This is a genomic window from Bacillus sp. IT-79MI2, from assembly GCF_949768135.1.
In the GTDB taxonomy this organism is placed as follows: Bacteria; Bacillota; Bacilli; order Bacillales; family Bacillaceae_G; genus Bacillus_A; species Bacillus_A pseudomycoides.
Genome location: NZ_CATKPV010000054.1, coordinates 15,779 through 42,002 on the forward strand (window position 1 = coordinate 15,779; position 26,224 = coordinate 42,002).

Sequence of the window (26,224 nt, forward strand, 5' to 3'; positions counted from 1 at the left end):
ATGTATGTAACATCTTTAATTTTGACGCTTGATTCTCCGCATTTTGAAGCGTTTCATCACACATTGCCCCATCCATAAACAAATGTTCAATGCCACGACTACAAGCAACATACAGCCAGCAAATAGCCATGGATTCATGACATCTTTCTCCATTCCCAATCTTTCTGCAAAAACACATACATTTGCTTTTTCTCTGACAATATTTCACGTGCCAGTTGAATTTTTTCTTTTGGGAACAGAATAAAAATCAGTTCTTCAGCATTCCTTGTCTCTGCCCATACACCTGTATAATCAATATCTACAATCTCAACAATGTTTACCATTCTCTTCTCTCCTTTCGCTTTTAAAAAGAAGAAGAGCACTGTTTCACAGTACTCTCCTCAACCTATATCTATCTAGCATGTTCCATTTCCGCTTCTTTTGGCTGCTCTTTCTTTTTTACGTTTTTAAACTGATGAAAAAGTTGTGCGAATTTATTTTGACTTTTTGGTTCTTTCTCCTGGCTCGATTCTTTTTTACTGTTTTTATCATATTCTTGTTTTTCTTGATCTAAGGCTTTTTCAATGCCGGACAACTTTTCTCGCTGGGAATCTGTTAGATTCATTCCTTTTAACTCCTGAAGAGCTTCCTTTTTCAACCGGTATACTTCAGGATATGAATGTGTCTTCTCAAACTCTTTCATTTCTTTGACACGCTCTTCCCGACTTTTCGTATACGTTTCTTCTTGTTGCCCTGGACTATTATCCTGTTTTTCTTTTGATGAGGTTTGTTTATTTGGATCTGATCCCTTTTCATTATCAACTCCTAATAACATAAGCAATTCTGCCTGGTATTGTTCCTTGTAACGTATCTCATCCTGAGAAGGAGCAATCTCTTCTAAAATTTGTTCCTTATACGACTCTTTATATGCCTCTTTTGGCATTGCTTTAGGCATCACCACATGATTTTTTTCATCTAATGGCTCTAGAGGTGAGAAAGACTGTTCTACTTGATTTTCCCTCTTTTGATTGGCTGTTTCATCCATTCTTTGCCGCTCAATCGCTCTTTGTTTTATCAAATTTTTCACCACATCAGACAATTGCTTCTCTCCTGTAAGTCGAAGAGAAGATTTCGACCAATTCTCACCATCTATTTCTTGTTCATATACTCTCACTTTCCCTGTATCATGATGAACATCAATTGTGATATCTCCTTGCCCCCAGTCCATTTCGCTTGTCACAGATGGAATTGCAAAACGAGCCACACCAGGCTCAACTCCTCTTTGTATTTCATGCATATTCCCTTCAGGAAACCTTTCTTTTTGTTTACCAGTCATCTTAATTGCTTGTTTATATAAGGCTTCTCTGGTTTCTTCTTGCTTCAGTTGCTCTTGTATATTCATTTTTCACGTCCTCCTTTATAATAAAAAATCACTTCTCGTTCTCAACGATAAGTGATGACATTGTTTCTTTATTAAATTGTGTAAACAAGCCATTTATCGTCCTAATTCCACCTCTTGTTTCTTTTTCTTTGCAACATTTTGGAATTTCGTAAAGTTCGAGAATGGTTCATATTGTTTTTCCCAATCAACCAATTTCGATTCGGTCTGCTTTGTAACCGTAACTCCTTCTTTGTTCAACTTTTCTTGTATTTTACTTTCTAATTGATTAACAGATTCTTGGGTAATGAGTTCATTATCAATTGCTACATTTTTGGTTGCAAAATAACGCTCTTCCACTTGTACACGATGAATAATACTATCAATATCGTTTACTGTTTCATGAGATTGTGCTCGCTTAAAAGCCTCATATTTTCCACTTAATTCTTTCTCCATCGAAGCTGTAACATGTTTAGCTGTATGAGGAAGTGGTTGTAATTTTTGTTCTAATGACTCAATTGGTGCATAACCTTCCTGTTTCATTTCTTTATATAACTCTACTTCTTTTTCACTAAACCTTAACTCTTTTTGATCCTCAGCTTTATCTACAAAATCCCCTTCTCTTTGTGCCCATTTATCATATATGGCTATTTTGACTAGATCATTTAAATCAATCTGTGCATCCTTTTGATGTACAACAAACGAACTTTCTTTCCCCTCAAAAACAGAATTATGGACTGTCTCATATAAATCTGGTTGCAAAATTTTATTTAAGCGAACATCTTTTACACTACCGTTTTTTTCCGTTAAAGATACAGATAAACCTTCTTGATTTGGTTCTTCTTCCTTCCGTATTGGTATGTCAGTAATCTCTTTAGTAAAAGCATCCATCATGTGTATTTTTCCACCATACATATCTTGCACATCTTTATACAACACTTCGATTGTAACCAAATGGGCTTTCTCATGATATGGAGATGCATATAAACCATCTGACTCTGTTTTTGCCATACTATCTACCTCTTTCCCTTTTTTATTATTGATTTCTTTATCTAAAATACTTTCAATTGTTTCAATAAATTCCACAGACGTTTCATGTACTTCTTTTAGCAATTTGGATTTATCTTTTAACTCTTTCCCTTGCGTCCAGTTTGCTAAGTATCCTAACGAATACTCGCTTGAATCAATTCCAAAATAGGAAGAAACCGTATAAGCTGCCATTTCTGCCTGAAACTCTTTTTCTGGTGCCGTGTAATTCATATGTGTTTCTGCTGTATGAAGTTTGGCATGGGCAAGTTCATGAAGAAGCGTTTTTACATTTTGTAATTCACTATTCCTCGGATTCAAGGCAACCTCTTTCGTTAAGGTGTAGCTCACCCCCTTTGCGACCCCAAGCTCTTGTTTCGGTTCAATAATTTTCACACCGTTTTTTTCCGCAATAGCTTCCATACCTTTGTACAAACTCTTATAATCTTTCACAGTTCCTTCTAGCCAACGATTTGGAAAAATACGAGGCAAATCTTCCACTTTTGCGTTCGTTTGCGACACATCGAATACATAGCCGACAGAAAAATATAGACGACCTGGTTTCACTTCTATACTTTTAGATTCAATCTGTTTTTTCTCTTCTTCATTCGCTTTTGCAACAGGTTTCCAGGTTCCCCTTTTGTCTTTAAATTTTGCTGTTGTTCGGTTCGGAACAAGGATCTGTATTCCTTTCTCACCCTTATTAACCGAAAATCCTTTTTCTTTCCAAAAAGAAAAGGAACCCACGGCTCTGGATCCCTCAAATTGATTCTGTATTAATGCAATATTGGATGGTGAATAGTGATAAAACTTTGCCATAAATGATAAATATTCTTTTAAATCTTCTGGTGAACGAAAATAACCTTCTATGCTTTTTTCCATCTTTTTTGTTAGTGCTACTACCTTTTGTTTTTTCTCTTCAAATGAAACAGGGGAACGCTTTTTACTCATTGTTTTCCGCTCCCTTTGATGAAGCTTCTATTAATTCATCCATCGTTTCTTCATTCCAAGTTTCTAAGTCTGTTGGAACACATATTTTATGAGTTTTCATGTTGATGGGAATCAGTAAATCGTTTTCTGGAAGCTCAATATAATCAAATAACTCTTGTTCTTCCTCTTCTGTTAATGGGATTGTTACTTCTTGATTTGCGACGTGAAAAGTAACTTCTCTTTCGCCAATAGATTTTATAATTCCAAGTTCAATATCTTCATGAAAAAATAGCATTGTATCTTCCCCTCTTTTGTTAATTATTTATTTTCAATCCACGATTGTATTCTTTCTCATAATTCGTTAATTGCTCAAACACTTTTTCTAACTTTCTCATTGCATACATCATCCTTTCTTTATCAATTCACCTCCTCCACTGGAACATACACTTCTTTTGTTTGCCCTTTCGAAGCTTGATAATCCATCTTCTTTTGTCTTTTATGTGCAATTTTCTCCTCTACTACTTCTCTTATATGTTTTGTTGCTTCGGTTTCTGCAATATCAGTTGTACAAACTCCTTGATACTGTTCATGCTCATAGATGCCATTCATAAACTCAATTAACATTTGTGTATTTTTATCAGCACTATTCGTACCAAGTCGGATTTTTGTAAGTTCTTCTTTCAACACCTCATGAAGGTGCTTTGTCACGACTTCTGTAATATATCGAAGCGACCATTCTTGTTGTTTCGCTTCTTTATGCTCTTTAAAGATTTGTGCTAAAGCGACCCCGTTGTATCTAATTTTATGTTCTTCTTTAAATGCCACAAGATAATCATCAGTATCTTTTTCTAACTTTAATACACGCCTTACTTTACTCATCGTTCATATCCCCTCTCATTTTGTTGTTGGATTTCTCTCTCAAGACGTTCATAATAACGTTGGTTTTTCCAACTTTCATATTCACTTTTGAACGCACCCTCCATTTTCCTAAGTGCATACTGCATCGAAACATTTTGTTGAAAGTTCTTTTGCTGAATGGGCTTTCGATCTAACATTTTATCAATGCGCTGTCGTTCTTTATCGTATGCTTTCATCTCTTGTAAAAACGCATTTCCCATTCGCTTGTGAAGCTCTTCTATCTTATTTTCTTTATAATTTTCATAGCGTTTCTTATCACCAGAACCTTCTCCATATGCTCTCTTTAATACATCTACTTCTTTATCTAACTTTTGAAGAAACTGTTTATAATCTTCTTTATGATGCTTCTCAATATATTTTTTCGTTAATGCATCGAGATGAGGACGGAGTGGGCGCAATGTATTGTAACTGTATTGCCATTGCCTTTTATCTTCTGGTAAGCGTTTATAAATGAACTGGAATAATGGTTTTAGCTCTCGATTGCGCCATGTGAATGTGGAATCTTCTTTCTTTTTTGCAACCATATTCTTTCGAATCAAATCGTTAATCTGTTTTTGTTCCTGACCACGATCCATAATATTTTGAACAACTTTTCCCTTCATCGCATCCAACGTTTTTTGTTTTCGCTTCCCGCGATCCCTCGTTGGAAATGGTTCAACAGTTGCGACATGAATATGAAGGTTATCCGTATTATAGTGAATCGCTCCTGACCAAACTGCTGTATGTTCTAACTTTTCTCTTTTCAACATTTCTTTCATCGCTAATCGGGTCACATCCATCAATTTTGTTTCATCTACAGTACGTGTTCTAGGATCATACACACCATGTTCTGCAAGCCAATCATTATCAAAAGTGATGACATCTTGCCACATAATACTTTTATTATTTTGAGCGAGCTGAAACATCTTTTTTAAATCTTTCTTTTCATTTTCCTTTAAACCGTTACTATGCTCTGTGAAGAGGGAAGATGTCTTCTCTGCATCTCCCATATAATCCTGATACAGAGAAAACATTTTCTGATGCGCTTCACCTTCTCTTTTTGCATCTTCTCGGTCGACATACTCCACATAATCCTGAAATGTTTTTCCATCCGCCGTAACAAAACGAGACACTGTCACCACACCAGGCGTCACCGTTGCTTGTGAAGGACTTGTTGATTGATTCATGCCTCATCATCCTGCGTCATCATTTGTAAAAAAGCATTCATTTCTTTTACAGCTTCAAAACAACTTTCCATCGCATAGATATTTTTTTCTAATAACTGTTGAAGATACAATTCACGGTTTTGCTGTTCCTGGTAAAACGCCAATGTCTCAATTTGTCCTTTCAAGAATTCCTGTCTTGAGATGTTTTTCTTCTTTGCAATTTCATCTAATCTTTTGATCGCAACTGGACTCAAATTTCGGATTTTAATGTCCATCTGTTATTTCGCCTCCATTCGTTCAGAACACTACACCCAAGAGTGAGAAGAGCATAAGGGATTTTTGCCCCCACCGAGGGTGTGGGACTAGGCAAAGCCTAGTAAAATCGTGGGGTCATGAAAGTCTTCCAAAAGTACACTCAAGGTACAGTCAATATCTTCCAAAGTTCAGTCGAGGTACACTAAAAATCTATTAAAAGTGCACTCAAGGTACACCTAAAAACCTTGAAAGTACATTCAAGGTACACTACACTTTTTTCATAAACGCTCTACATCTTTTGCCTTCTCATCTAGTTTTTTAATCTTTTCTTTGACTTGCTCTTGCTCCCATTTATATAGTTCAACCTTCTCTTTTGACTGGCTAATATTCGTTTCTTTTGAGTTAATTTTTGCGTCGGTTTCCATTTTTTCTGTTTCAGTTTGGTACTTAGAATCGTTTTTCCATTCTATGATTTGTTTTTGCCACTCTGTTTGTTTAGATGTTTCTTGTTTCATGACTTCATCGTACTGTTTTACTTTTTCTTTTAAGATTTTTTGTTCCATACCGATAAACACTTTTGCATAAGCGCCTTTATTCTTTTGTGAAATACCCTCTTCTATTTCTGTTTTCTTTTGATCGGAGAAGAATGATTTTAAGAATGTTTGCTTTTCATCTTCTTTTGAAGTTTCATTTTCTCCTTCAGCCTTTTGCTTTGTCTCTACTGTTACATCTCGATTATTTTTTTCAAATACATCGAGCGCAACTGCTTGCCATTTTGGAGATAGTTCTTTCACTTGTACAACCATATTTTCATCATCTTGGTATACCACTTTTACTGGTAATTGAAGATTCGGATTTGCTTTTTCTTGTGCCTGGAACTGATACTTTTCTCCATCTCCTCCCTCTACATGAAGAAACATTTCTATTGTATGGGAAGCTGGATCATACGCTCTTTTCTCTATCGTCATTGTTCGATTTCCAAATAACGTAACCGGCTTTTTCAGCTCTGTATGATAGACTGGTTCTTCATAGGGTAAATATAATTTCGAAGTGAAAAAGCCAAAAAAACCAAAAAACATAAATCCTACAATCAATCCATATATCCATGATTTTTTACGTCTTAAATTCACACCATTATTTACAACTTCCATTTACTCAACACCTCACTTTTTTAAGATGTAACGATTTGAACTGCTAGTTCTTCTACATTGGTTATTTGCCAACTCTCTTGATTTTTTTGCACCGTTACTTTCATCACATTTTTCGTTTTATCTGTTGTTCCATTCGCACCAATCGTCACGGTATTTTGAAATTCTGCGATCACTTCTACCTGAGAAGCACCAATTTTATAGTCTTGTAAATATAACTTCATATCAGATGGCTTAGATACGTATGTGTCCTCCATTTCAAATGTATCCGTTGGATAAAAGAGCTGAAACACTTCATCCTTCATTAATTTTTTTGCTTGTTCTCTTCGTCCTTCATACCCCTGCTTTTCTCGATGAAATGATAGTTGAATAAACTTTTCTACTGCCGAAAGCTACGATTGTCGCTCTTGTTCTTGTTCCGAAGGAAGAGTTTCCTTCACTTTCTTTTTCAGTTCTTCATTTTCAGTTTGTAACACCTGGTTACGAACTTTTAATTGCTTTACATCACCCGTTTCATCGTTACGAGAATACAAAAAGATGTTCAAAAAAGTAACGCCTGCAATAACAATTGCAAGCGTTACAAACCAGACTTTTCTTTTATCTTTTTCATTCGTTTCACTCACTAATACCGCCTCCTTAACTTGTAATCCCCTATCCAGTTTTGTTATCGTTTTAGTAACGTCTCACATGTCCTTTAAATACTTTAGTCCAGTATGGAGTCGATAAATTTTCGATTGAGACACCTTTATTCGTTTGACAACCAATGAAAGTATTTTGATCAATGACAATGCCAACATGACCGTCATGTTTATACGTATCAAAGAAAATAACATCACCAGCTTTCATTTCCATTGGTGAAATTTGTGTACCAATCTTATTTAAAGTTTCTGTACTTACAGCTCCCATTGGACTCACATTCATCCCAACCTGTTCAAATGCCCAACGTACAAAACTACTACAATCAAAAATCCCTCTTGCAATGTCATTTGTGTTGCGTCCACCACCAAATACATACGTAGAACGTCCAATCCATTGACGCCCTACATCGGCAACTTGTGAGCCAGAAGAACCGCCTCCTGCGCTTCCTCCACCGCCATTTACTGGTACGCCAGGTATATAATATTTCAGAACGGCATCAACATATAAGGCGTCGCCATAACATGCGGAATAGGGAATCATCTCTGGTCGTACACATCGATACATACCCGTATGTTTTACTTTTTGATATGTTTCTGCGGAGAACTGAATTGCTAATTCTTTTGTGTATTTCCCCCCATTTTTTGCAATAAAATCAAAGAATCCTGTTCCAAAGTTGTAGGCCTGCAAAGCGGTTTTTATGTGATCCATATCACCTGGTCCCGTGACTCCCGCTCGCTCAATTGCATGCTTAAATTCCTGAACACCTGCCCAAATACTATAGTCTGGATCTGTGATACAATTTGGTGCTTTACAATACTTTGTGTTGTAAGCTCCTTCTGAGCTTTGCATAGGATCCAGTCCACGTCCGCCACTCTCCTGCATCATTTGAGCCAACATTAATGGAACAAACGCTTCTACACCAAATTCCTGCGCATACTTCCGAATGGTAGGTTCCCATTTCAACACTTCAGCCGAAACATTTGCTGTTCCCATACCACCTTGTGGGTATGTAATATCCCCTTGTTTTTTATTCCCCTCCATTCCGCCGATCAGTGCCATTGTAGCTCCTATAAGAATAGTTCCAAGGAGAAAGAGTAGACTCAGAGCGATCACAATGAGCCACTTTTTCGGAATAATCTTCAGTACAAGATGCATGAATTATGCCCCTCCTCCAAACAACGCTAACTCTTCTTCTGTTACATCAACTTTAAATAAAATGTTCTTCACGGCACTGATGCATAAGAGAACATCTCCTGTTGGTAAAAACGGTATTTCATTCAGTTCACTTGTACTGATTTGACCCGCAAACACTCGCCGTAACATATCTAGATTGTTGCTGTCTTGTTGCATAATGAATTTGTACTGTGTTAATTCAAATAGCTTCTTAATCTCTTCTACTGCTGCTAAACTAGCATCCTCTGGAACAAAGTCACGAATCGAATGACTCGCAAATACAATGCCTGCAAAATATTTTCGAGCTTCTCGGCTAAACTTGATCGTGAATTGCACCGCATGTTGACTTCGTTCACTCGTATTAATTAAATGATGAGCTTCATCCATAATGATGAGATACCGAATGACATCTTCAAATTGTATTTCTTTTCTATCAAAGGCTTTCCACTGTGGCTTTCCGTTTTCTAACATCTCATCCCACATCAAGTTCATAACGCTGAAAATCTGAGCTTGATAGATTTCCGGTTTTAAACTCATCAGGTGGCGCAATGAAAAAAAGACGATTTGCTCTTTTGAGAAATCGTCTATCGTTGAAACGCCATTAAATAAGTGTCCAAAATTATCTACTAAATTGATTAGATTTAATTCAATCAACTCTAACCGTTTCTTACGAGTATCGCTGACATTAGAACGGTGTATTCCCTTTTCTATATCTTCATATAGTTCTGTGCGAACAAGATACAAATAATTTGAGAAAATAGGATACTCGTTCGCTAACAAACCTGTAATATTATTTTCCGCACCTGGTTCATCATTCCACAGTTCCTTTTCCACATACATTTTACGAAGTAAATTCTCATATTCTTTAATTTCATCATCCTTTGCTTCTGGTGCAATAAAACGATAAAAGATACTAAGTTTAGATAGATGTTGAGTAAAGGATACTTCTTCTGTTTCAGCCGTTTTATATACTTGGAGTGGATTGATTTGTCCTTGCGATCCATCTAATGCAATTTGCTTCCCGTTATACTCTTGCACAATATCTTCAAACTCACCTGTAATATCAAAGCCTCGAATCTTATACCCCTTCATTGCATTATCACTCATGATTTTTTTCAGTAAAGTAGATTTACCCGCACCCATCTTTCCGATAACCACGCCATTGTAACTTTTACGTTGTTTATCTTTATGGAACAAATCAAAAATGACACTCCCCTTTGTCTTGGTTGTGCCATAGTAAATCCCATATGGATCATTTAGAAATGTAAAGTGAAATGGGAATCCCCCTGCTAAAGCAAGAGCTGGTATTTCTTTCCCATTTCGTTTATTAATATATTTCTTCTGCATCTCAAAACTTGATGTTAAAGAAGCCCATTCATGTTCTTGTTCATTTAGGAATATGGCACCTCTAAAATTATAAGATTCTAGTGTTTCCATGACTTCTTTCGCTTGTTTTTCTAGCTCTGCCATCGTTCGTGCTGAAATATAAATACGTAAATGTACTCGCTTCAGCACCTCTCCTTTGGATACTTGCTGATATAACGTTTCTAACTCACTAAACTGTTGTTCCGCTTCAATTCGCTCAATATTATCTTTAGCGTTCGCATGTCGAACGCTTTGTTCTGCCATTGATTTATTAATCGATTCAATCACAATTTTTCGGCTATCACTGATAATATCAAGCGTTGTAATGACATTCGGCATATTCATAATAGGTTCTAACCAAAAGTCATTTACCGTTGTTTGAAACCCATATACATGAATGCAAGTTTGTAGTCCATCTCCACCTTGAACATATACTTCTTGGAATTTAATGCCCCCTTGCGGTTGAATTCGGGAAACTAATTCCTTACTGATTTGTTTCTTTTCTTTTTTCTCTTCCTTCTTTTGCTTTCTCTTTAAAAAATTAAGTACAGACACATTCATCACCTCTTCTTATTTTTTCGTACCAATTTTTGAATTTTGATTATGCAATTTATATAAAATTTCTATCTTCTTTTCCTCTTCCATCTCTAACAATGGGATACATCGTTGCAAGTACCGTTTTGACGATTCCACCCGCTCTTTCACAACAAATTCGTTCTCACCATACACGAATAAAAAGTACTCCCGGTTTGTGCGCCCCCATTCTAAATACTGAAGTTCTTTCAGTTTTTGTACGAGGAAGCGTTCATATAGCGGATTCTGACATGTTTCAATTTTCTTCAGTAGAAAACGTTGTTGCGGTTCCGTAGAAACTGGAAAATTCATCGATACAATCTTGATGGACTCTTGATATGATTGATAATAGTGTGCAAGATGATAAATCGCATATTCTGCTTCTTCCTCGTTCATCGAATAGATATCTGTACCTTGGATCTGTAAGATATCTACAAAACCTTGTTCTTCTCGAAATTCAAAGACACCCGATTCCGTCATATCAATAATCGGAATTACCTCAGCAATACTCTTTTTGATATGAGGTGGCTTTTCTTTCTTTTTGGCTTTTTTTCCTTTTTTCTCTTTTTCCGTCTTCCCTTTGCTTCCCGAATCCTCGTCAATCTTCGCTGTTTTTTTCACAACATCTTTTTTCTTTTTTCCAAGATGTTGCATTAAATTTTTCTTCTTTTTCTTTACGGGCATTTCTTCTTCTCTCAAAGGAGCAACCGTTGGTTGTGCATCTTTCTTTTCCTGAAATCCTTTGATTTTCACGACTCCCCCTGGCTTTTTTTCTTGCTTTGGCAATTGCAGGGACGGTTTGGCTTCGCTCTTTTTTTCTACTCCTCTATTCATTTCTTTTTCATTGAATAATGCCATGCCATTTCCTCCTTTAATCTTGTTCCTGGTCAATTGCACAATACGTAGAACGTTTTCTAGCTAACATAATAAACAGCACCTCAAACATTCGTTTTTGTGGGTTTGTATTGGGACGAACTATTAAAAGGACACCTACAAACAACATAAAAATATAAAAGGGAATTTGTAACATCGGATGAACCAAGGGCTTAGTCGTCATAGTGAAAACCACAAGCCCTATAATGAACAAGAGATCAAAAAGATATAACACTTTGTTAATTTTCAATTCCGTTCGTATTTCTTTTGGAATTCGATAGTTTGCCATTTTCATTTCCTCCTTTTCAAGCGAAAAAAATAAGCATTCCATGTATGCTTACTGTGTTGTAACCTATGCATCTTTTCTACGATTTTTGGGTGGATTTTGATTTGTATTTTGCCCTTCATTCTTATTTTGGCGTTTGTTTCGGAAACTCTCCCCTGTGTTTTGTCCAAGCTGATAAGAACGTCTTGTCTTTTGTACCGTTGGAGAATTATGAAATGCGTTAGAAAGACGATCTTTTGCATATTGACCAATGGTACGATTTTCTCTTTGCGGTGCCGGAATATCCTCGGTAGAACTTGGTGCCGTATCTACTGGACGAGATGAACCGGTAGAACCTTCACCACTTGAAGATGCTCCGCTATGACTTGGTTGAGACGGTTCTGATACGCTTGATGACGCTCCCCTACTGCTTGGTTGAGTTCCGCCTGTTGTACTTGATGGTACTCCACTACTACTTGATTTAGAGCCGCCTGTTGTACTTGATGGTGCTCCGCTACTACCTGATTTAGAACCGCCTGTTGTACTTGATGGTGCTCCGCTACTACCTGGTTGAGATTTTCCTGATGCGCCTGATGCACTTGTTGATGTTCCACCACCTCCAGATTGCGTTCCGCCGGATACATTCGCTGAAGAACCCTGCCCTTCATTTTTAGCCTCTTTATCAAAACCAGACGATTTTATTTCATCTTGCAAAGACGTAGCGCCACCGCCTGCCTCGCCTTGGGACGCTTGACTTTTTTCTGTTCCAGAACCTGATTGACCCATTTCATCTTGTATAGATGAATGACCGGTTCCATTTGCCCCGCCATCGGCATCGCTTTGCTTTTCTTTCCCTTCTTTTCCATTCTCTTTACCTTTTTGTTCTTTAGATTGTTTCTGATTTTCTTGTTCACTACCACTTGTTTTCCCTGCATTCTTATATCCACTTGCCATACCTGCGGCACCTGCACCTGCTTGTAATGCACCATTACCTGCACTTTTTAACATGTTTCCAGCTTTGGATGCAATATTACTAGTTGCTTTACTAAGCCCTTTTCCAAGTGCGTATCCACCGGCAACGACTCCCCAACCATTTTTCAATCCTGCATCAATGCCAAAAAGACGTTCACAAATAACGGGACCATCTACAACCGCAAGGCTTAAACAAATTAATGCCACTATATAAGCAATCCCATTTACATTTTCATGAATATAGTTCATACCGATGAGATAGAGCTTTAATGAAAGAAAAATCATAATCATGATAAGAAACGCATTTAAAATATTCATCAGAATATGCTTAGTTTTTTGCCCATTTGCCACATCTGCCGGTGCAACTAAGTTTGCTAGAATGTAGCTGAAAGCTAGTTCAAAGCACAATTTCCCAAGTTTGATTGCTGTAAACAATAGTGTCATCCCAATTACAAATAAAGAAGAAGCGATTTTCCAAAACTCCCAGTCCCAGCGGTAATATTTATCTGGCCAAAAATCAAACCAACCATTTTTTAAATCTATCAGTACTTCTTTTCCATCTGGTGCAACACTAAGTTTCTTTTCTAAGATTTTTTGTCCATCATCAGTTAATTCTTTATCCTTACTAATTTTAAATTCTTTGTCAATTTTTTCTAAAATGTCGATTCTTCTAATATTTTCTTGTGGAATTTGATTTGGTTCCTTTAACTTGGTTGTCTTCCATTCCCCTATGTCAAACTGCGCTACATCTGTAAGACCATCCTTTATAATCTTTTCACTTGTTGTTCCACTTCCTTTGAGATCCACTGCCTTAATTGCCTTATCTGTAAATTTATCTGCTTGCATCATCGCCGTACTTAGTAACACAATTACACCCATACTGATAAAAATATTCACCGCAATCTGTTCACGATTTGTTTTCCGATTGAATATTAAAGTGTATCCTATATAAATGAGCGAAAACGCAAATAATACATAAAAGAGAGGCTGAAAGTCTCGTACAAAAGATTGTACTTCTTCTGATGCAAACAATGTTTTGACTAACAAAATTTTATCTGTAATTCCTTCTAATGCATCCACCAGATACGATAACCCTAAAATAATCATCCAACCAATCGAACGGAGAATATAGTTCGTAAATCCACCAATTTCTAAGTACTCACTAAATGTTTTTAGTATTTCTAACACTTTCTCATCATTCATGGTTTCACCCGCTTTCTCTTAAGCTTCAAATACTTCTTGTATAGTCAAATCAAGATACTCATCCACTTCGTCTACTCGTATAACAATCGGTGCTTCACCGGTTCCTCCTGGTTGTAACACCACAACGCCATTTCTAAGTCCAATCATTACTTCTCTCCCCGCCATTACTTGATTCCCGTAAACTTGTAAAATTTGTTGTAAGGAATTGGTTACTTGCATCACACTTCCTCCTTTACGCCTTCTTTTTCTAATAAACCATCCATAATTTCACCGTATTTCCCATTAATCAAACGATACGTATTCTTATCAATTTGTCCTGTCGTCACTAATATTTTCAAATCGTCAATAAAGCTTTCCATTGTACTTGCCTGAATATCCGCTAACGGTCTATTCCATTGCTTCATACATTTCTTTTCAATCACACTCCAAATGGAACGATGTGTTTCAAAGAATTCTTCTGCTGTTTTTTGTTCCCAATTTTCTAAGGTAAGTGGTTCAAAAACACTAGATGATTCTACTATCACAACTGGTTCTGATGAATATGCTTCTTCTGGAATCTCAATCTCTTCATCAATATCCGCAAATTGTGGTTCCTCATACTCTTCTTCTGAAGGCGTCGGCACAGGCTCTGGTTCAGATCCTGGTGCAATTTGTTTTGGCTCTTCTGATTGCCCAGTTGGCTCCTCTTCTTGTTTTGGGAAGAAATCAATTATGAGATCCCTTGGATTCACATATTCATGTAAAGAACGAATGTCGATATCTAAAATGGATTGATCCGTATCAAAGTCATCTCCCAGGTACTCCCAACGGTATTTCATGACCGTTTTTCCTCGGTTCAGAATAGGAAACGGCTCTATCTTTTCAAACTTATTATCCCGACGCTTCATAAAGCGTATTACTGCACTTTCTCCTTCTTGGAACCTCATTAACTCTGTTGGCGTTAATAATGGTTTCGTATCAATCCCTTCTGTCTTACTCTTATCAATTGATAATCCTTTTCCACTCCGAGATAATGAATGGATTGTTTGATTCCCTAACTTTTCAGATATTTCTTTTGCGGTTTCTTTATTACCCGATTGAATATAAATTTGATTCCCGCAATTGTCTTGAATCGTGGTACTTGCATCTCCATATTTCATTTTCAACTGCGGAAGAGCTTGCACAATGAGGTTAAATCGGATGTTTCGTCCTAAACAAACCGTTACAATATTCCCCATATCATCAATCGCAGGCATATTTCCAAATTCATCCAATAAATACACTACTTCTCTATGACACTTCCCACCACGAGCTAAACCAGCATACTTGGAGAGCACAAAATATAACTGTCTAATAAAGATTGAGGCAATGACATGATTACTAGAATCATAGTCTGGAACGATCATAAAGACCGCGATTGGTTTTTCAAAAATAACAATGCTATCAATTTGTAATCCATCTTGTTTCTCGACAACTTTGAATGTTGTTTCACCTGTATCCTTGTTGATTGTTTGCATCTCTACAATCATTTTCTTCTTCGTTTTACTCTCCATCACATGAATACGCTGACCTTTTTTTACATTTTGCTGGAAATCCAGTTCAAAACGCCCTGCTGTATCTGTTTTGATACTTTCTTTCGATCCATCTGGGAAGATAATTTGTACACGAACCCTTGGTGTTCCTTTCCCTTGCAAACTTTTCCCAAAACCTATTCGTTTTAAGTCGATACTGTTACGAGACGTCATTTTTGCAATTCCTTCAAATGTAAAAATAGATAATTTACTCATTGCCGTACTAAAAATGCCACCTCGTGTAGTTTCACCTTTCGCAAAATTTGAAGTTGCATATTGCATTTTTGCTACACTATCGGCTGGAAGCATTTCAAAGTATATATCTAATGCATTTTTGGTATTTCCTTTTGCATCAATCACAATTTCTTTCGAACCAAGCTCCGATAACATATTAGCAACCGTGTACATGCAAATTTTATCTTCTGTTTTTTCTGTAATACATTTATCTATAACCGCTAAGATTAATGCATTACATAAGCTCATCGCACTGTTATTCCAGAAAGGATCCTTTACATTTGGATTGTAATAAAGTGAAAAGGATAATGTATTACAAAGTGTCTGAGCTGTTGCTGTATCACCTTGTTTATATGCCTCTTTGATAAGCTGAAGCAAATTGTAGCTCATCGACTCTAACGGGTTAATTAAATTTAAAACTTCAATATGGAATCCCCGTTTTTCCATCGTTTTTTTCGATGCCGCCAGCAATTCACCCTTCGGATCATTCACGATTAAAGACGGCTGGATTTCAGCACGGGAATATGCATCAATTGTTGGAAATACATAGGTTTCCCCTTTACCAGACCTCGTTGTCCCGATGATTAAATTACTAACAGCCCCATCATCTATAAGTAGCCTTCCTGCCTTGGCACTATCTTTTAGGTTTTTAATTTCTTGCCACTTTTCCATCCCTTTTGCTTCCATCACTTTTTTTGCTTGTCGTAAAATAGATTTCACCGAAATTTCATCATACCTAGAAATGACCACACCACCTTTTCCCTCATATCGTTCGGTCTTTTCAGGAATCGCTCGATATTGTCGTTTCACTTCATCAAATGTTGCAAAACGAGAAGAATCTTTTTGATTCTGATTTAAATCTTTAAAACTCGAACGAATGTTGTAGGTGAATTGCATAGTACATACACTCGCAATCAGGAATATTATCAAATAAAGTAACAACGGATGTTGAAAGGTATATAGATCCTCTATCCCGATATGAAAAGGCTTTGGATGTAATAAATCTGAAAAGGTTGTTTTCACTAGCTCTACGATGACGTTTCCTAGAAAATTTACGATAAGAAAGATTCCACCAAATAAAAAAGCACTCATCGGGATGAGTACTTTCCATTCAGCTAGTTTGTATTTTAATGACGGCTTTGGACTTACCCTGTTCATATTTTCCTCCTTTTTTAGAAAATAAAAGAGCTGGTTGAACATTCAACCAGCTTACTATCTTTTCTAAACAAAATCCTAATTTGTACTTAAAAAGTATTCATCGATTAAGCATGATGAATCGAGGAAATTCAATATCAATTTCTATTGGTGGTAATGTTTGAAAACTTGCTATTACTTTTGTATTAGCTTCTTTCATTTGTTGTAAAAATGATAAAAACCCCTTTACTTCTTCAGCAAATAAGTAATACGTTTCATCAATTATTACATAGTCATGTTGTTTAGCTAATTCGATTATTTCTTTGCTTAATTTCATTTCTGAACAGGTCAGATTGTATAGATTTATAACATCTAACTTATCTCCCTCAAACGATTCTTCAAGATTTTCATACTCCCCACAAAAGTCTAAAACCATTACGTTATCTAACTTGGTAGCAAGTTCTTTTAAAATTGTTGTTTTACCTGTACCAATACGACCAACAATCTTTAAATTTTCATTTATGTTCACTATCTCATTTGTTTGAAACATGTTATATCCCCCTTTTATTTCATTCTTTAACTCATGCAACTGTGTTTGGCTTCTTCGGATCCGTTGGCGGTTCTACCGGTGGTTTTGGCTTATCTGGATTCGTTGGCGGATCCACTGGTGGCTTCGGCTTATCTGGATTCGTTGGCGGATCCACTGGTGGCTTCGGCTTATCTGGATCCGTTGGCGGATCTATTGGTGGTTTTGGCTTATCTGGATCCGTTGGTGGTTCTACTGGCGGTTTTGGCTTATCTGGATCCGTTGGTGGTTCTACTGGCGGTTTTGGCTTATCTGGATCCGTTGGCGGATCTACTGGCGGTTTTGGCTTATCTGGATTCGTTGGCGGATCCACTGGTGGCTTCGGCTTATCTGGATCCGTTGGCGGATCTACTGGCGGTTTTGGCTTATCTGGATCCGTTGGCGGATCCACTGGTGGCTTCGGCTTATCTGGATCCGTTGGCGGATCTACTGGCGGTTTTGGCTTATCTGGATCCGTTGGCGGATCTACTGGCGGTTTTGGCTTATCTGGATTCGTTGGCGGATCTACTGGCGGTTTTGGCTTATCTGGATCCGTTGGCGGATCTACTGGCGGTTTTGGCTTATCTGGATCCGTTGGCGGATCTACTGGCGGTTTTGGCTTATCTGGATTCGTTGGCGGATCCACTGGCGGTTTTGGTTTCTCTGGATCCGTTGGCGGATCTACTGGTGGTTTTGGCTTATCTGGATCTGTTGGCGGATCTACTGGTGGCTTCGGCTTATCTGGATCCGTTGGCGGATCCACTGGCGGTTTTGGTTTCTCTGGCTCTGTTGGTGGTTCTACAATCGCATCTGGTTGTTTCTCCGTTGGAGCCACATCTACAATGCTTGCTAGTGATAAGTCTGTATTTTGATCACCAAATGCAAATTGGTCACCTTTAACTGTTACTTGCGGACTTCCATCTGTAATAACTGCAACCACATTGTCCTTCGCTGTATCATGAATCGTTTTATCTGAAGTTTCGTTGTCAAATAGAGCTAGAACACGAGAAGTTGTTTCATCTCCATTTTGAAGATTACTTGCAATTGTCTTATCCTTATAATTTACTTTGTTTTTATCAATGTCTAGGACGTATGCAACATCTTTATCCTGACTTTTTATCGCATTTTCTGTCATTGTTTCAAAGTCTTTTTTATTTATATCTTCTTTCTTTTCTTCTGGTTTATTTTTATCAACTTTTTTGGTTATAGCTGGCTTACTTTTTGCTGTTTCCTTACTTCCAAACCAACTACAACCAGCACTACCTAATAACAATGAACCACCTACAGCTACAATTCCCATCTGTCTAAAAAATTTCTGATAGTTTAATGGCATAGCGTTTCTTCCCCCTTTAGATTTCGCTTAATTCCTTATCGATTTTTTCAATCTTAGCTTTCTTTTCTTCTTCACTAAGAGTGGATTGCCCCACATCCTTTTTTTGTAACTCTTTTACCTCCTTCATAAGAGTTTTATTTCCTTGCGTTTTTGCAAAAGTAAAGCACTCATCAAACTTTTTCTGATTTACATACGCTTCGGCTACAAGCTTTTCACGTCTACCATCCATATTGACCTTTGCTTTTAATCGGATCACATCCTTATATTTCTTATTGAGTGCCGCCTTTTCAAAATCAATCACATCATTTTTAATATCAATTTCATTTATTTTTTTCATATTATCGATTCCGATATAGTAAGCTACAACACTCTCAGCAAATTTCGCTTCATACTGTATGGCCTTATTTGCCTTTCCACTTAATAAGTAAGAGAATAAGACTGCTTTTTGACTTTCTTTATCTAGCCCTTTATAATCCAATTTCTCAAACTCTTGAATTGCCTTTGGATATTGCTGAATAGAAGCTTGTTGAAGTCCTTTCACTAAATGCGTATCCGGCTGATTCGTTCTTGCTTCAACCGAATTTGTTGGGACAGTATACAAGGAAAATACACTTACAGCTCCTACTACAATCCCGCCAACCGCTCCCCCGATAATTTGAAACAGATGTTTTTTGTTCCTGTTTCCTTTTTCTAAAGGAAGCTCTTCATTAGCATGTTGTTTCCCTCTAGCTCCGTTGTTTTCTTCTGGTGCTTTTACCTCTTTAGGTGGAGCAATTTCCTTTAAAAACTCTTCAATATCTTGTCGCATCAGTTCTAACAGTTCTTCTTTTTGTTCCTCTTGCTCTTCATCCATTTCCATGGCAGACAATTTATTCTCTACATGTTCATACAAATGAGAAGCATAACCAGAACCTAAGGACAATGTCCCTGCATACATTTCTTCACTGTTTTGATCTAAAATATGGAAATCTACATGGATGATATTTTCTTGCTCCTGTAACGTTTGTTCGAGTTGGTACGAAATCTTACAAGCATCCTGTAACGACATCTTCTGAAAACTTTTAATCTCTGGTATTGTGCTTTTGGTAAACATGACTTCTAACATAAATTGTGTCCTCCTCCCCTTTCTAACGCTCTACATTGGCATATAAAAAGAAGCTATACAATTGCATAGCTCCTTTACCAAAACACATTTTGTTGTATCTTCACATCCAAAAGAACAAAATAGATCCAAACTTGATATTACTATTAATCCCTTCTGCCAATCCCTTTGCACCCATTACAATGATTAATCCTACTGCTGAACCAATGAACCAACCTTTACTCTGGTGTCTCCCTCGTTCTCCCCCCCAGATAAGGTAGTAACCACCGATACAAAATGCGATAGCCGCACTGATGATTCCTAAACGTTGTGCCCAGGTTAATACCGATTCACCTGTACTAACTAGACTAGACATGCCGTCTCCGGCACCTAAAATCAAATGGTTTAATTTAAACATAACCTACACTCTCCTTATATTTGTGTTATACAACTTTACTTGACTGCGAAAGATCCACCGGACGTTCAGGTGCTCTACCGGAGCCTTTTTCTTCTTCTACAAATAGAGTGAGTGCTTCTAATATTAATTCTTGATTTCCTTCAATGAACTGTTGATGTTGTGCATGTAACCAATTTTGATAACTTTCCCCTTTGACTTTCAGCAATTTTTCTACTAAATCTCTTGATTTTTTTAAATCTCGCTGTGTAACAGTTGGATTAGACAATTTATTACACCGCCTCTCTATTCACTTATTTATCGATATACATTTCCTTCATATTACGTACAAACACATCTAATTCTTTTTCTAACTCAGATGGTTTGTATTTATCTAGTGCGATTTGTTTTTTCAGCTTTCCTTTTTCATAATAAGCTAATGTTTCTCCAGTTTGTTTTAGACCATAATCTGATTGACTTTTCTTACCATCATAATTAGGGTGATTACTATCTAATTCCTTACCATTTACATCATTATTCTTTAATGCTCTTTGAACTTGATTCATATAGTCCACTCGATCCTCTTTACGGAAAGAATACATGACAAATCCCGTTCCATCCTGTGACATGAATTTTTTCATTTCTTGAGGGCTTAATTCTTCAAGTTCTCCTTTCTTGCTATTTGAGAATACCAGTGTGGAACCAATCCCTAAGATTGCAACCAATGCAACAATAACGGCGATGAGTTTTGATTTTCGAGTCATAATTTGACCTCCCTATTCGTATTAAACAAGCGATTTTGGAGTCTACTGAGAGTTCAGATCGTTTCTCCACATCTGGTTATTATTATAGCAAGAATATTGGGAAAATAATGATTAATTACCATTTATGGCTGATATGGTAAACCCTATATTGGCATGCATATGAACATTCATCCCGACCGAACTTCATAAGCCCAATACTGCACAACGTTTTGGCATGTACGTAGAACCTTGTGTATCTACTGTTTTTATGTTCATCGCTTCTTTAGAATGTCACACTGGGATATTCCTCACGATTACTAAATCCTACAGATGATGGATACACCGTATTTTTCCCATGGTCACAGGTGCGTTTTACGTATTCACGCACCGAACAATAAATCAATCGTATACCCAACCTTTTTAGTGACCGTTTCGAAAGGGGGCACGCATGTGAAGTTTTCAAAGGGCAATTGTGCTTTGATAAGGAAAAACTTTCGTTTTGAACGACTATAAAAATAGTTACGAAATTGTTGGTTTTTCCATTATCGTCGGATAAATCTATTTATCTCAGCACACTCCAAAACCGCTTGTTTGTTCTCGAAAATCGTCTTATTTCCGTCGTTGGCACACAGTCGTCAATTCATCATCCTGGTTTCTTCTCTTGGCAATTACTTTTTGTTTTTCATCCATGACTGAACGGACACGGTAATAGATCTCTGCAACTCTTTCAATATTTCCTGTTGTATTTTCTACCGCTACCGCTCCTTTTAACTGATACACTTTGCCATCGAATGTTTTGACACTTTGTGCACGTGACGACGATATATCATAGAATGCAAGTCTCTGCTCTTTTCCCATGTGTATCGCCTCCTTCAAAAGGGGAAGGACTTAAAATCCCCCCTTTCATCTTGTATAGTTTTCTAGCCATCTATATATCATGAGTGACTATGAAATCCCGAAAATCTTATATGATTCTGTTCAATTCCCTAATGCCTTGCCAATAGGAATGTACAGCTGATACCGCTTGTGCTTCAGACGAGCACTTCGTAATGTCTGGTAAAAAACTTTTCCCTTCGTATTCCAGGAGTTTTTCTTCTCGAAATGCATCTCTTTCATGCTCCGCTATTTCTCGATGTATAAAATGTTGATCTTCAGCGATTTTTTCAATCAGATAATTGGCTGGTTTTATTTTCATGTTTTGAAATTCTTCCGCATTTGCCTCCATCAACTTCATATATTTTCTCCTTTCTGAAGTAAAAAGCGTTTTTTGAAAGGTAAGACTATGCTAGAACGGTTGTCTGACACGATGTAGTAATTCGTTTTGCTCCATGTTTTCCGTATATACGTTGTAAAACGGAATGGGATTCTACAATGATGGAAGTTCGAATTTTATAGGTAGCACTTTCTTTTAAAAACTGCTCCATATGAGGGATGGGATAAAGATCAAATTGATAGAACACAAGATGAATTGGGCGAATTTTCTTCTTTTCGGTTAAAAAGTGAAGAAAATGAGATAGCGCCTCACCTCTATCTTCATAGTTACTAGTAATCGTATCTATACTGACATACATGATAACCTTTTGATTGCTTTCATAATCTAAAGAGACTGTATCACTTAACAAATTGTGTTTTAGAATACGATACCCTTGTGCTAATTTCTGCTGATGCGTATCTTCATAAAATTGACCTGTTGGATCAAAAATAAAGATAAACTGTTGTTTGGATTTTTTCACATCCTCAATTACTGTTCTATACGCCTCTTGAGAAGCTTTTGTTACATCCACACCCTTTTCTCCTCGATCAAAAATTTCCACTGCCTGTAGAAGTCCTGAGCACCTTTGAATCACTCCTAGCATGTCTATTTCTCCTTTCATATTTCATTCTTTGAAACGCTTTACTCAATATTGAAACCAAAAACAATCTCGTTCCTTTTCCAGGTTTTCATGTCTCATTGCATATTCATCTAATACCTCTAGAAGTTTTGTAATGGTTCCTTCTCTTGTCTTTTTTGCTGATAAAAGAAGAACTTTAAAAATTTGATAAGCTGGATGACTTTGATCGAGCGAATCTGTTATCTCCGAAAAGTAGGTCTCCTGATTGTTCACTTTTTGTACGAACTCTCTGACCTGGATTAAATCTAAATAATACAAGTCCTTATGTCGCTGATCTAGATATAAGATACTACCTGCCAACAACTTTGTAGCAGACTCAATCCAAAAATCATATCGCTCTTTTGGTTTGATCACTGTTTGTGCGATTGAAATTGCTTGCATGAGATCTTCGGAAAGCCAATGGCTTTTACGATACATCTGTCCTTTTTCCGGTTTCCCTCCCATCCAATCATTTGAACGAATCCTTACCGTTGGCTGTTTGATTGTACCGATGTAGACTCCTAACATCTCATTTCATCCCCCTTCGGTTTCTTATACCTAGCTCCATATCCAAAATACAATTGCCCAAATGGGAAGTGCAAGTATGCATGCATTGCGACATCCAATAAAAAGACCAAGTGGATTTTCATCTATTTCACTGAAATGAGCTTGGGTTTTCGTCATATTTTCTTGTATCATCTTGCAATTCTTCCTTTCTTATTTTGAACTATTGCGCTTTTTTACGATTCCTTACTGCAAATACAGCTCCAATTGCACCAAGTGCAATACATGCAAGCCCAATCCACTTTATGTATGGATTTTCAGCTTTACCGCCTGTTGTTGGAAGTCGTGTTTCTGATTTCTCTGGTGTTTTGTCTAGTTGTGATTTTGTAACAATTTGTTGTGGTGTCTCTGGTTGTGGAGTAACAGGCTTTTCTGTTACTTTTGGTTGTTCTGGTGTCTGTGGTTGGTCCGGTTGATGTGGTGTCTCTGGTGTTGGTGGTGTTGGTGCTGTCGGCTGTTTCTGATCCTTCACCGTATGTTTAATAATTTCACCATCTTCTTTAATTTTAAAAGAGAAGGTTTCTTCGTTAATCAAATATCCTGCCGGCGCAAGGGTTTCCCGGTATGTGTACTCCCCAGCTGGGAGCTTCTCAAATATCGCAATTCCCTTTTCATTTGTCTTACCTTTTACGACTTCTGTTCCTTGCTTATCGTAGATTGTGAACTCTGCGCCTGGAAGTTTGTTATTCCCATCTGCCACATCCACCTTCGTAATGATAAGAGTACCTTTAATTGGTTTATTTTTAGCCGTTAATGTGATAATTTTGCTATTTTCTGAAATATTGAAAGGAATTGGGTCTTTTGATAGAACATATCCCTTTGGCGCTTGCTTTTCTACAAACTGATATGAACCAAATGGTACATTCTTGACTTCAATCATGCCATTTTTATCTGTTTTATGTTCACTGATTTTCTTCCCTTTACTATCCTGAAGGGAGAATGTTGCTCCTTCTAGCTTCTTATCATGATTTTCTTCATCTACCTTAAGAAGTTGCACATTTCCTTTTACCTCTTTGTTTTCAACAGTAAATGTGAGCGTTTTTCCTTGTTCTTTAATCTCGAATGGGTATTTTGTCTGGTTAAGAAGGTATCCTTCTACCCCTTTTGTTTCTACAAAATAGTACTTCCCATATGGAAGATCTTTTACTTGAGCAATCCCTTGCTCATTTGTAGTGGCTTTAGTAACTTCTTTTTCATCCGCTGTATATACCGTGAACTCTACTTTCGGAAGAACTTTTCCACTGTCACTTAGCTTTTTAATCTCGATGTTCCCTTTCACTTTAGCGTTCGCTACAGTGATTGTTGCGACCTCACCCGTTTTCACTTCAATCTTTTGCGGTTGATTATTCAGTACATAACCAGTAGGAGATTTCACTTCTTTCAAAGTGTACTGTCCACTCTCTATACCGGAAAGGCTTGCTGTACCTTGCTCATTTGTAGTCATTGTGCCTACTTTTTCGTTTGCACTGTTAATGACTTCAAATACGGCACCTTGTAATAATTCTTTCTGCTCACCTACTTTTACAACCTTTAATCCACCAAGGGATTTCCAGTGTACCTGTAGATCTGCGCTTACTTTTTCCTCTGTTCTTTCTAATAAGACTGTTGCATCCTGCACTTTGTCATTTCCCTTATAGGCTACTGCATGCAACTTAGAAAGATTAGATGATACTTTCAAGGAAAAAGTACCACTTGGAGAGGATTTCGGTACAAGGATACGGAATTGTTCCCCTAGGTTGAACTGTTGTTTCTCTTCTCCATTTGTTGAAACAACTTTTGTTCCATTTGGTGCATTGGATAGTTGGACTGTAAATACACCGTTCTTTGCATTACTTTCTACTTGGTATAATGTCGTCTCAAAGTACTCATTGTTTAATTTCGCTTCTTGATTGTCTGTTGGTGTTACATTCATGTACAGTTCTTGTGTTTCCTGACTCGCATCTGCCCCAGCAATAATTGCTTTTACAGCTTTAGCGATACCTTCATCACGATGTTCAACTTGGTTAATATCAATCTGTCCTAATGATGCCCAAACGCTAAGCTGCGTAGCATAATGCGCCTGTTTCCAATCGGAAACCCCTAATTCTTCTGGACTCTTTTGTGGATAACCATTTAGAAGAACACGGTACACAATATCATCTGTGCGCCCCATTTCTGGAAGATCATTGCCATTGGGACTGAGTTTTCCATACGTTAAACAGTACGCAATTTGCCCATTCTTATTCTTCAGTAATTCTGTTCGCAGTTCTTTCCCGTACATGGGGCTATAACTCCATTTCATTTCATATCTCTCACGATTAATGACTTCAGCACTCGCTTTCGTCAGCGGAAATACAAAATTCAGAACAACTAGAAGCATACTCATAGCAATGAGTAACATTTGATACGATCGTTTCAACATGACTAACAGCTCCCTCATATTATGCAGTTTTCAAAGATCAATTTTTGAATCATTAATTCTATTTAAATTACTAATATTTTTTACTATAATTAATCTTATATAGTTACTTTGTATCATTATTAAAACAAAGTAACTCTTTTTAACTTATTCTCGAACCCTGTAATACGTTGGTATAAAAAAGTATTCTACTGGTTTGTTGAAAAAATTAGCTATTTTTTCTGCTCGTTCTGAATTAACGCTTGTTTTTCCTTTCTCAATTGCATGAAGAACTTGAGGTTTAATATTAACTTTTTGACCAAGTTGTGTTAAAGAGAAATCTTTAGATTTACGTTCATGCAGTAACATTATTGTTAATTACCTCCTCTCAATTAGTATAAAATAAGTATACATCACTTCTAAAGTGAAAAACAAGTATAATTTACTAAAAAATAAAAATATTTAGTTTTTGTTACCTGTACGGGCTGATAAATAGTTTATATTACCACAATGAATACAGAATGATATGTTTTATT

The 26,224-nt window shown here is 37.0% G+C and carries 31 protein-coding genes; all 31 read right to left on the reverse strand.

Annotation, left to right across the window (positions count from 1 at the left end):
- Positions 1–15 precede the first annotated feature (15 nt).
- The 31 genes from ACM6HU_RS11080 to ACM6HU_RS11230 all read right to left on the reverse strand — a co-directional run bounded on the left by ACM6HU_RS11080 (position 16) and on the right by ACM6HU_RS11230 (position 26,057).
- Positions 16–153, reverse strand: coding sequence for a hypothetical protein (locus ACM6HU_RS11080; protein WP_179863330.1), 138 nt, complete (start codon positions 151–153; stop codon positions 16–18).
- Entirely contained in the window at positions 135–323 is a 189-nt protein-coding gene (locus ACM6HU_RS11085) for a hypothetical protein (RefSeq protein WP_088094483.1), read from the reverse strand. Before ACM6HU_RS11085 ends, ACM6HU_RS11080 begins: the two co-directional genes overlap by 19 nt.
- A gap of 68 nt (positions 324–391) precedes the next feature.
- A complete protein-coding gene (locus ACM6HU_RS11090; protein ID WP_414848145.1) occupies positions 392–1,381 on the reverse strand; it encodes a hypothetical protein in 990 nt (329 codons plus the stop codon).
- Between the two features lie 93 nt (positions 1,382–1,474).
- Positions 1,475–3,334 carry an ImmA/IrrE family metallo-endopeptidase gene (locus ACM6HU_RS11095; protein ID WP_414848146.1) on the reverse strand — a complete coding sequence of 620 codons (1,860 nt, stop codon included), beginning with the start codon at positions 3,332–3,334 and terminating at the stop codon, positions 1,475–1,477.
- A complete protein-coding gene (locus ACM6HU_RS11100) occupies positions 3,327–3,608 on the reverse strand; it encodes a hypothetical protein (protein WP_309440585.1) in 282 nt (93 codons plus the stop codon). The genes ACM6HU_RS11095 and ACM6HU_RS11100 overlap by 8 nt, the downstream gene beginning before the upstream one ends.
- Positions 3,609–3,730: 122 nt before the next feature.
- Entirely contained in the window at positions 3,731–4,192 is a 462-nt protein-coding gene (locus ACM6HU_RS11105; RefSeq protein ID WP_309440681.1) for a hypothetical protein, read from the reverse strand.
- Positions 4,189–5,397, reverse strand: coding sequence for a MobP2 family relaxase (gene mobP2 / locus ACM6HU_RS11110; protein ID WP_414848147.1), 1,209 nt, complete (start codon positions 5,395–5,397; stop codon positions 4,189–4,191). Before mobP2 ends, ACM6HU_RS11105 begins: the two co-directional genes overlap by 4 nt.
- Positions 5,394–5,651 carry a hypothetical protein gene (locus tag ACM6HU_RS11115; protein WP_414848148.1) on the reverse strand — a complete coding sequence of 86 codons (258 nt, stop codon included), beginning with the start codon at positions 5,649–5,651 and terminating at the stop codon, positions 5,394–5,396. The genes mobP2 and ACM6HU_RS11115 overlap by 4 nt, the downstream gene beginning before the upstream one ends.
- Before the next feature lie 258 nt (positions 5,652–5,909).
- Positions 5,910–6,782: a hypothetical protein gene (locus ACM6HU_RS11120; RefSeq protein WP_309440567.1), complete on the reverse strand. Its 873-nt coding sequence runs from the start codon at positions 6,780–6,782 to the stop codon at positions 5,910–5,912.
- Between the two features lie 20 nt (positions 6,783–6,802).
- A complete protein-coding gene (locus tag ACM6HU_RS11125; protein WP_414848149.1) occupies positions 6,803–7,084 on the reverse strand; it encodes a hypothetical protein in 282 nt (93 codons plus the stop codon).
- An 87-nt stretch (positions 7,085–7,171) separates the two neighbouring features.
- Entirely contained in the window at positions 7,172–7,402 is a 231-nt protein-coding gene (locus tag ACM6HU_RS11130) for a hypothetical protein (protein ID WP_414848150.1), read from the reverse strand.
- A 49-nt stretch (positions 7,403–7,451) separates the two neighbouring features.
- Positions 7,452–8,477, reverse strand: a complete 1,026-nt coding sequence (locus ACM6HU_RS11135; RefSeq protein ID WP_414848185.1) for a lysozyme family protein — start codon at positions 8,475–8,477, stop codon at positions 7,452–7,454.
- A gap of 99 nt (positions 8,478–8,576) precedes the next feature.
- On the reverse strand, positions 8,577–10,517 hold the full coding sequence (locus ACM6HU_RS11140; protein WP_414848151.1) for a VirB4 family type IV secretion system protein: 1,941 nt from the start codon (positions 10,515–10,517) through the stop codon (positions 8,577–8,579).
- A 9-nt stretch (positions 10,518–10,526) separates the two neighbouring features.
- Complete coding sequence (locus ACM6HU_RS11145) at positions 10,527–11,387, reverse strand: hypothetical protein (RefSeq protein ID WP_414848152.1); 861 nt, start codon at positions 11,385–11,387, stop codon at positions 10,527–10,529.
- Positions 11,388–11,400: 13 nt separating this feature from the next.
- The gene (locus ACM6HU_RS11150) at positions 11,401–11,691 is read right to left on the reverse strand and encodes a DUF5592 family protein (RefSeq protein ID WP_309440558.1); all 291 of its coding nucleotides are present in this window, start codon (positions 11,689–11,691) and stop codon (positions 11,401–11,403) included.
- Positions 11,692–11,754: 63 nt separating this feature from the next.
- A complete protein-coding gene (locus ACM6HU_RS11155; RefSeq protein WP_414848153.1) occupies positions 11,755–13,842 on the reverse strand; it encodes a pLS20_p028 family conjugation system transmembrane protein in 2,088 nt (695 codons plus the stop codon).
- 18 nt (positions 13,843–13,860) lie between these two features.
- Positions 13,861–14,061, reverse strand: a complete 201-nt coding sequence (locus ACM6HU_RS11160; RefSeq protein WP_309440555.1) for a hypothetical protein — start codon at positions 14,059–14,061, stop codon at positions 13,861–13,863.
- Positions 14,061–16,784 (reverse strand): VirD4-like conjugal transfer protein, CD1115 family, encoded by a 2,724-nt coding sequence (locus ACM6HU_RS11165; RefSeq protein ID WP_414848154.1) that lies wholly within the window; start codon positions 16,782–16,784, stop codon positions 14,061–14,063. Before ACM6HU_RS11165 ends, ACM6HU_RS11160 begins: the two co-directional genes overlap by 1 nt.
- Positions 16,785–16,881: 97 nt before the next feature.
- The gene (locus tag ACM6HU_RS11170; protein WP_309440552.1) at positions 16,882–17,310 is read right to left on the reverse strand and encodes an ATP-binding protein; all 429 of its coding nucleotides are present in this window, start codon (positions 17,308–17,310) and stop codon (positions 16,882–16,884) included.
- A 31-nt stretch (positions 17,311–17,341) separates the two neighbouring features.
- Positions 17,342–18,658, reverse strand: coding sequence for a hypothetical protein (locus ACM6HU_RS11175; RefSeq protein WP_414848155.1), 1,317 nt, complete (start codon positions 18,656–18,658; stop codon positions 17,342–17,344).
- Between the two features lie 16 nt (positions 18,659–18,674).
- A complete protein-coding gene (locus ACM6HU_RS11180) occupies positions 18,675–19,763 on the reverse strand; it encodes an LPD25 domain-containing protein (RefSeq protein WP_309440603.1) in 1,089 nt (362 codons plus the stop codon).
- Between the two features lie 100 nt (positions 19,764–19,863).
- Complete coding sequence (locus tag ACM6HU_RS11185) at positions 19,864–20,157, reverse strand: hypothetical protein (RefSeq protein ID WP_078212076.1); 294 nt, start codon at positions 20,155–20,157, stop codon at positions 19,864–19,866.
- Between the two features lie 25 nt (positions 20,158–20,182).
- On the reverse strand, positions 20,183–20,422 hold the full coding sequence (locus ACM6HU_RS11190) for a hypothetical protein (protein WP_309440602.1): 240 nt from the start codon (positions 20,420–20,422) through the stop codon (positions 20,183–20,185).
- Between the two features lie 25 nt (positions 20,423–20,447).
- Positions 20,448–20,897, reverse strand: coding sequence for a hypothetical protein (locus ACM6HU_RS11195; RefSeq protein ID WP_097814851.1), 450 nt, complete (start codon positions 20,895–20,897; stop codon positions 20,448–20,450).
- 588 nt (positions 20,898–21,485) lie between these two features.
- Positions 21,486–21,734, reverse strand: a complete 249-nt coding sequence (locus ACM6HU_RS11200; protein ID WP_098337359.1) for a hypothetical protein — start codon at positions 21,732–21,734, stop codon at positions 21,486–21,488.
- Positions 21,735–21,840: 106 nt separating this feature from the next.
- The gene (locus tag ACM6HU_RS11205; RefSeq protein ID WP_098101947.1) at positions 21,841–22,110 is read right to left on the reverse strand and encodes a hypothetical protein; all 270 of its coding nucleotides are present in this window, start codon (positions 22,108–22,110) and stop codon (positions 21,841–21,843) included.
- Between the two features lie 46 nt (positions 22,111–22,156).
- Positions 22,157–22,732, reverse strand: a complete 576-nt coding sequence (locus ACM6HU_RS11210) for a TraM recognition domain-containing protein (RefSeq protein WP_414848156.1) — start codon at positions 22,730–22,732, stop codon at positions 22,157–22,159.
- 42 nt (positions 22,733–22,774) lie between these two features.
- Complete coding sequence (locus tag ACM6HU_RS11215) at positions 22,775–23,275, reverse strand: hypothetical protein (RefSeq protein WP_414848157.1); 501 nt, start codon at positions 23,273–23,275, stop codon at positions 22,775–22,777.
- A gap of 30 nt (positions 23,276–23,305) precedes the next feature.
- Entirely contained in the window at positions 23,306–23,446 is a 141-nt protein-coding gene (locus ACM6HU_RS11220; RefSeq protein ID WP_176544817.1) for a hypothetical protein, read from the reverse strand.
- Positions 23,447–23,474: 28 nt separating this feature from the next.
- Positions 23,475–25,712 carry a SpaA isopeptide-forming pilin-related protein gene (locus ACM6HU_RS11225; protein ID WP_414848158.1) on the reverse strand — a complete coding sequence of 746 codons (2,238 nt, stop codon included), beginning with the start codon at positions 25,710–25,712 and terminating at the stop codon, positions 23,475–23,477.
- A 144-nt stretch (positions 25,713–25,856) separates the two neighbouring features.
- Positions 25,857–26,057, reverse strand: coding sequence for a helix-turn-helix transcriptional regulator (locus ACM6HU_RS11230; protein WP_414848159.1), 201 nt, complete (start codon positions 26,055–26,057; stop codon positions 25,857–25,859).
- Positions 26,058–26,224 lie beyond the last annotated feature (167 nt).

Bases quoted from the DNA above. Each gene is read 5' to 3' on its own strand.
- ACM6HU_RS11135 (WP_414848185.1), bottom strand. From the start codon at position 8,477: ATGGCACTGATCGGCGGAATGGAGGGGAATAAAAAACAAGGGGATATT.
- ACM6HU_RS11175 (WP_414848155.1), bottom strand. From the start codon at position 18,658: ATGCCATTAAACTATCAGAAATTTTTTAGACAGATGGGAATTGTAGCT.
- mobP2 (WP_414848147.1), bottom strand. From the start codon at position 5,397: ATGAATCAATCAACAAGTCCTTCACAAGCAACGGTGACGCCTGGTGTG.
- ACM6HU_RS11105 (WP_309440681.1), bottom strand. From the start codon at position 4,192: ATGAGTAAAGTAAGGCGTGTATTAAAGTTAGAAAAAGATACTGATGAT.
- ACM6HU_RS11205 (WP_098101947.1), bottom strand. From the start codon at position 22,110: ATGAAGTTGATGGAGGCAAATGCGGAAGAATTTCAAAACATGAAAATA.
- ACM6HU_RS11125 (WP_414848149.1), bottom strand. From the start codon at position 7,084: ATGAAGGATGAAGTGTTTCAGCTCTTTTATCCAACGGATACATTTGAA.
- ACM6HU_RS11090 (WP_414848145.1), bottom strand. From the start codon at position 1,381: ATGAATATACAAGAGCAACTGAAGCAAGAAGAAACCAGAGAAGCCTTA.
- ACM6HU_RS11180 (WP_309440603.1), bottom strand. From the start codon at position 19,763: ATGTTAGAAGTCATGTTTACCAAAAGCACAATACCAGAGATTAAAAGT.
- ACM6HU_RS11150 (WP_309440558.1), bottom strand. From the start codon at position 11,691: ATGGCAAACTATCGAATTCCAAAAGAAATACGAACGGAATTGAAAATT.
- ACM6HU_RS11120 (WP_309440567.1), bottom strand. From the start codon at position 6,782: ATGGAAGTTGTAAATAATGGTGTGAATTTAAGACGTAAAAAATCATGG.
- ACM6HU_RS11160 (WP_309440555.1), bottom strand. From the start codon at position 14,061: ATGCAAGTAACCAATTCCTTACAACAAATTTTACAAGTTTACGGGAAT.
- ACM6HU_RS11115 (WP_414848148.1), bottom strand. From the start codon at position 5,651: ATGGACATTAAAATCCGAAATTTGAGTCCAGTTGCGATCAAAAGATTA.
- ACM6HU_RS11220 (WP_176544817.1), bottom strand. From the start codon at position 23,446: ATGATACAAGAAAATATGACGAAAACCCAAGCTCATTTCAGTGAAATA.
- ACM6HU_RS11195 (WP_097814851.1), bottom strand. From the start codon at position 20,897: ATGACTCGAAAATCAAAACTCATCGCCGTTATTGTTGCATTGGTTGCA.
- ACM6HU_RS11100 (WP_309440585.1), bottom strand. From the start codon at position 3,608: ATGCTATTTTTTCATGAAGATATTGAACTTGGAATTATAAAATCTATT.
- ACM6HU_RS11155 (WP_414848153.1), bottom strand. From the start codon at position 13,842: ATGAATGATGAGAAAGTGTTAGAAATACTAAAAACATTTAGTGAGTAC.
- ACM6HU_RS11210 (WP_414848156.1), bottom strand. From the start codon at position 22,732: ATGCTAGGAGTGATTCAAAGGTGCTCAGGACTTCTACAGGCAGTGGAA.
- ACM6HU_RS11165 (WP_414848154.1), bottom strand. From the start codon at position 16,784: ATGAACAGGGTAAGTCCAAAGCCGTCATTAAAATACAAACTAGCTGAA.
- ACM6HU_RS11170 (WP_309440552.1), bottom strand. From the start codon at position 17,310: ATGTTTCAAACAAATGAGATAGTGAACATAAATGAAAATTTAAAGATT.
- ACM6HU_RS11200 (WP_098337359.1), bottom strand. From the start codon at position 21,734: ATGGGAAAAGAGCAGAGACTTGCATTCTATGATATATCGTCGTCACGT.
- ACM6HU_RS11145 (WP_414848152.1), bottom strand. From the start codon at position 11,387: ATGGCATTATTCAATGAAAAAGAAATGAATAGAGGAGTAGAAAAAAAG.
- ACM6HU_RS11225 (WP_414848158.1), bottom strand. From the start codon at position 25,712: ATGTTGAAACGATCGTATCAAATGTTACTCATTGCTATGAGTATGCTT.
- ACM6HU_RS11185 (WP_078212076.1), bottom strand. From the start codon at position 20,157: ATGTTTAAATTAAACCATTTGATTTTAGGTGCCGGAGACGGCATGTCT.
- ACM6HU_RS11095 (WP_414848146.1), bottom strand. From the start codon at position 3,334: ATGAGTAAAAAGCGTTCCCCTGTTTCATTTGAAGAGAAAAAACAAAAG.
- ACM6HU_RS11085 (WP_088094483.1), bottom strand. From the start codon at position 323: ATGGTAAACATTGTTGAGATTGTAGATATTGATTATACAGGTGTATGG.
- ACM6HU_RS11230 (WP_414848159.1), bottom strand. From the start codon at position 26,057: ATGTTACTGCATGAACGTAAATCTAAAGATTTCTCTTTAACACAACTT.
- ACM6HU_RS11140 (WP_414848151.1), bottom strand. From the start codon at position 10,517: ATGAATGTGTCTGTACTTAATTTTTTAAAGAGAAAGCAAAAGAAGGAA.
- ACM6HU_RS11080 (WP_179863330.1), bottom strand. From the start codon at position 153: ATGGAGAAAGATGTCATGAATCCATGGCTATTTGCTGGCTGTATGTTG.
- ACM6HU_RS11215 (WP_414848157.1), bottom strand. From the start codon at position 23,275: ATGTTAGGAGTCTACATCGGTACAATCAAACAGCCAACGGTAAGGATT.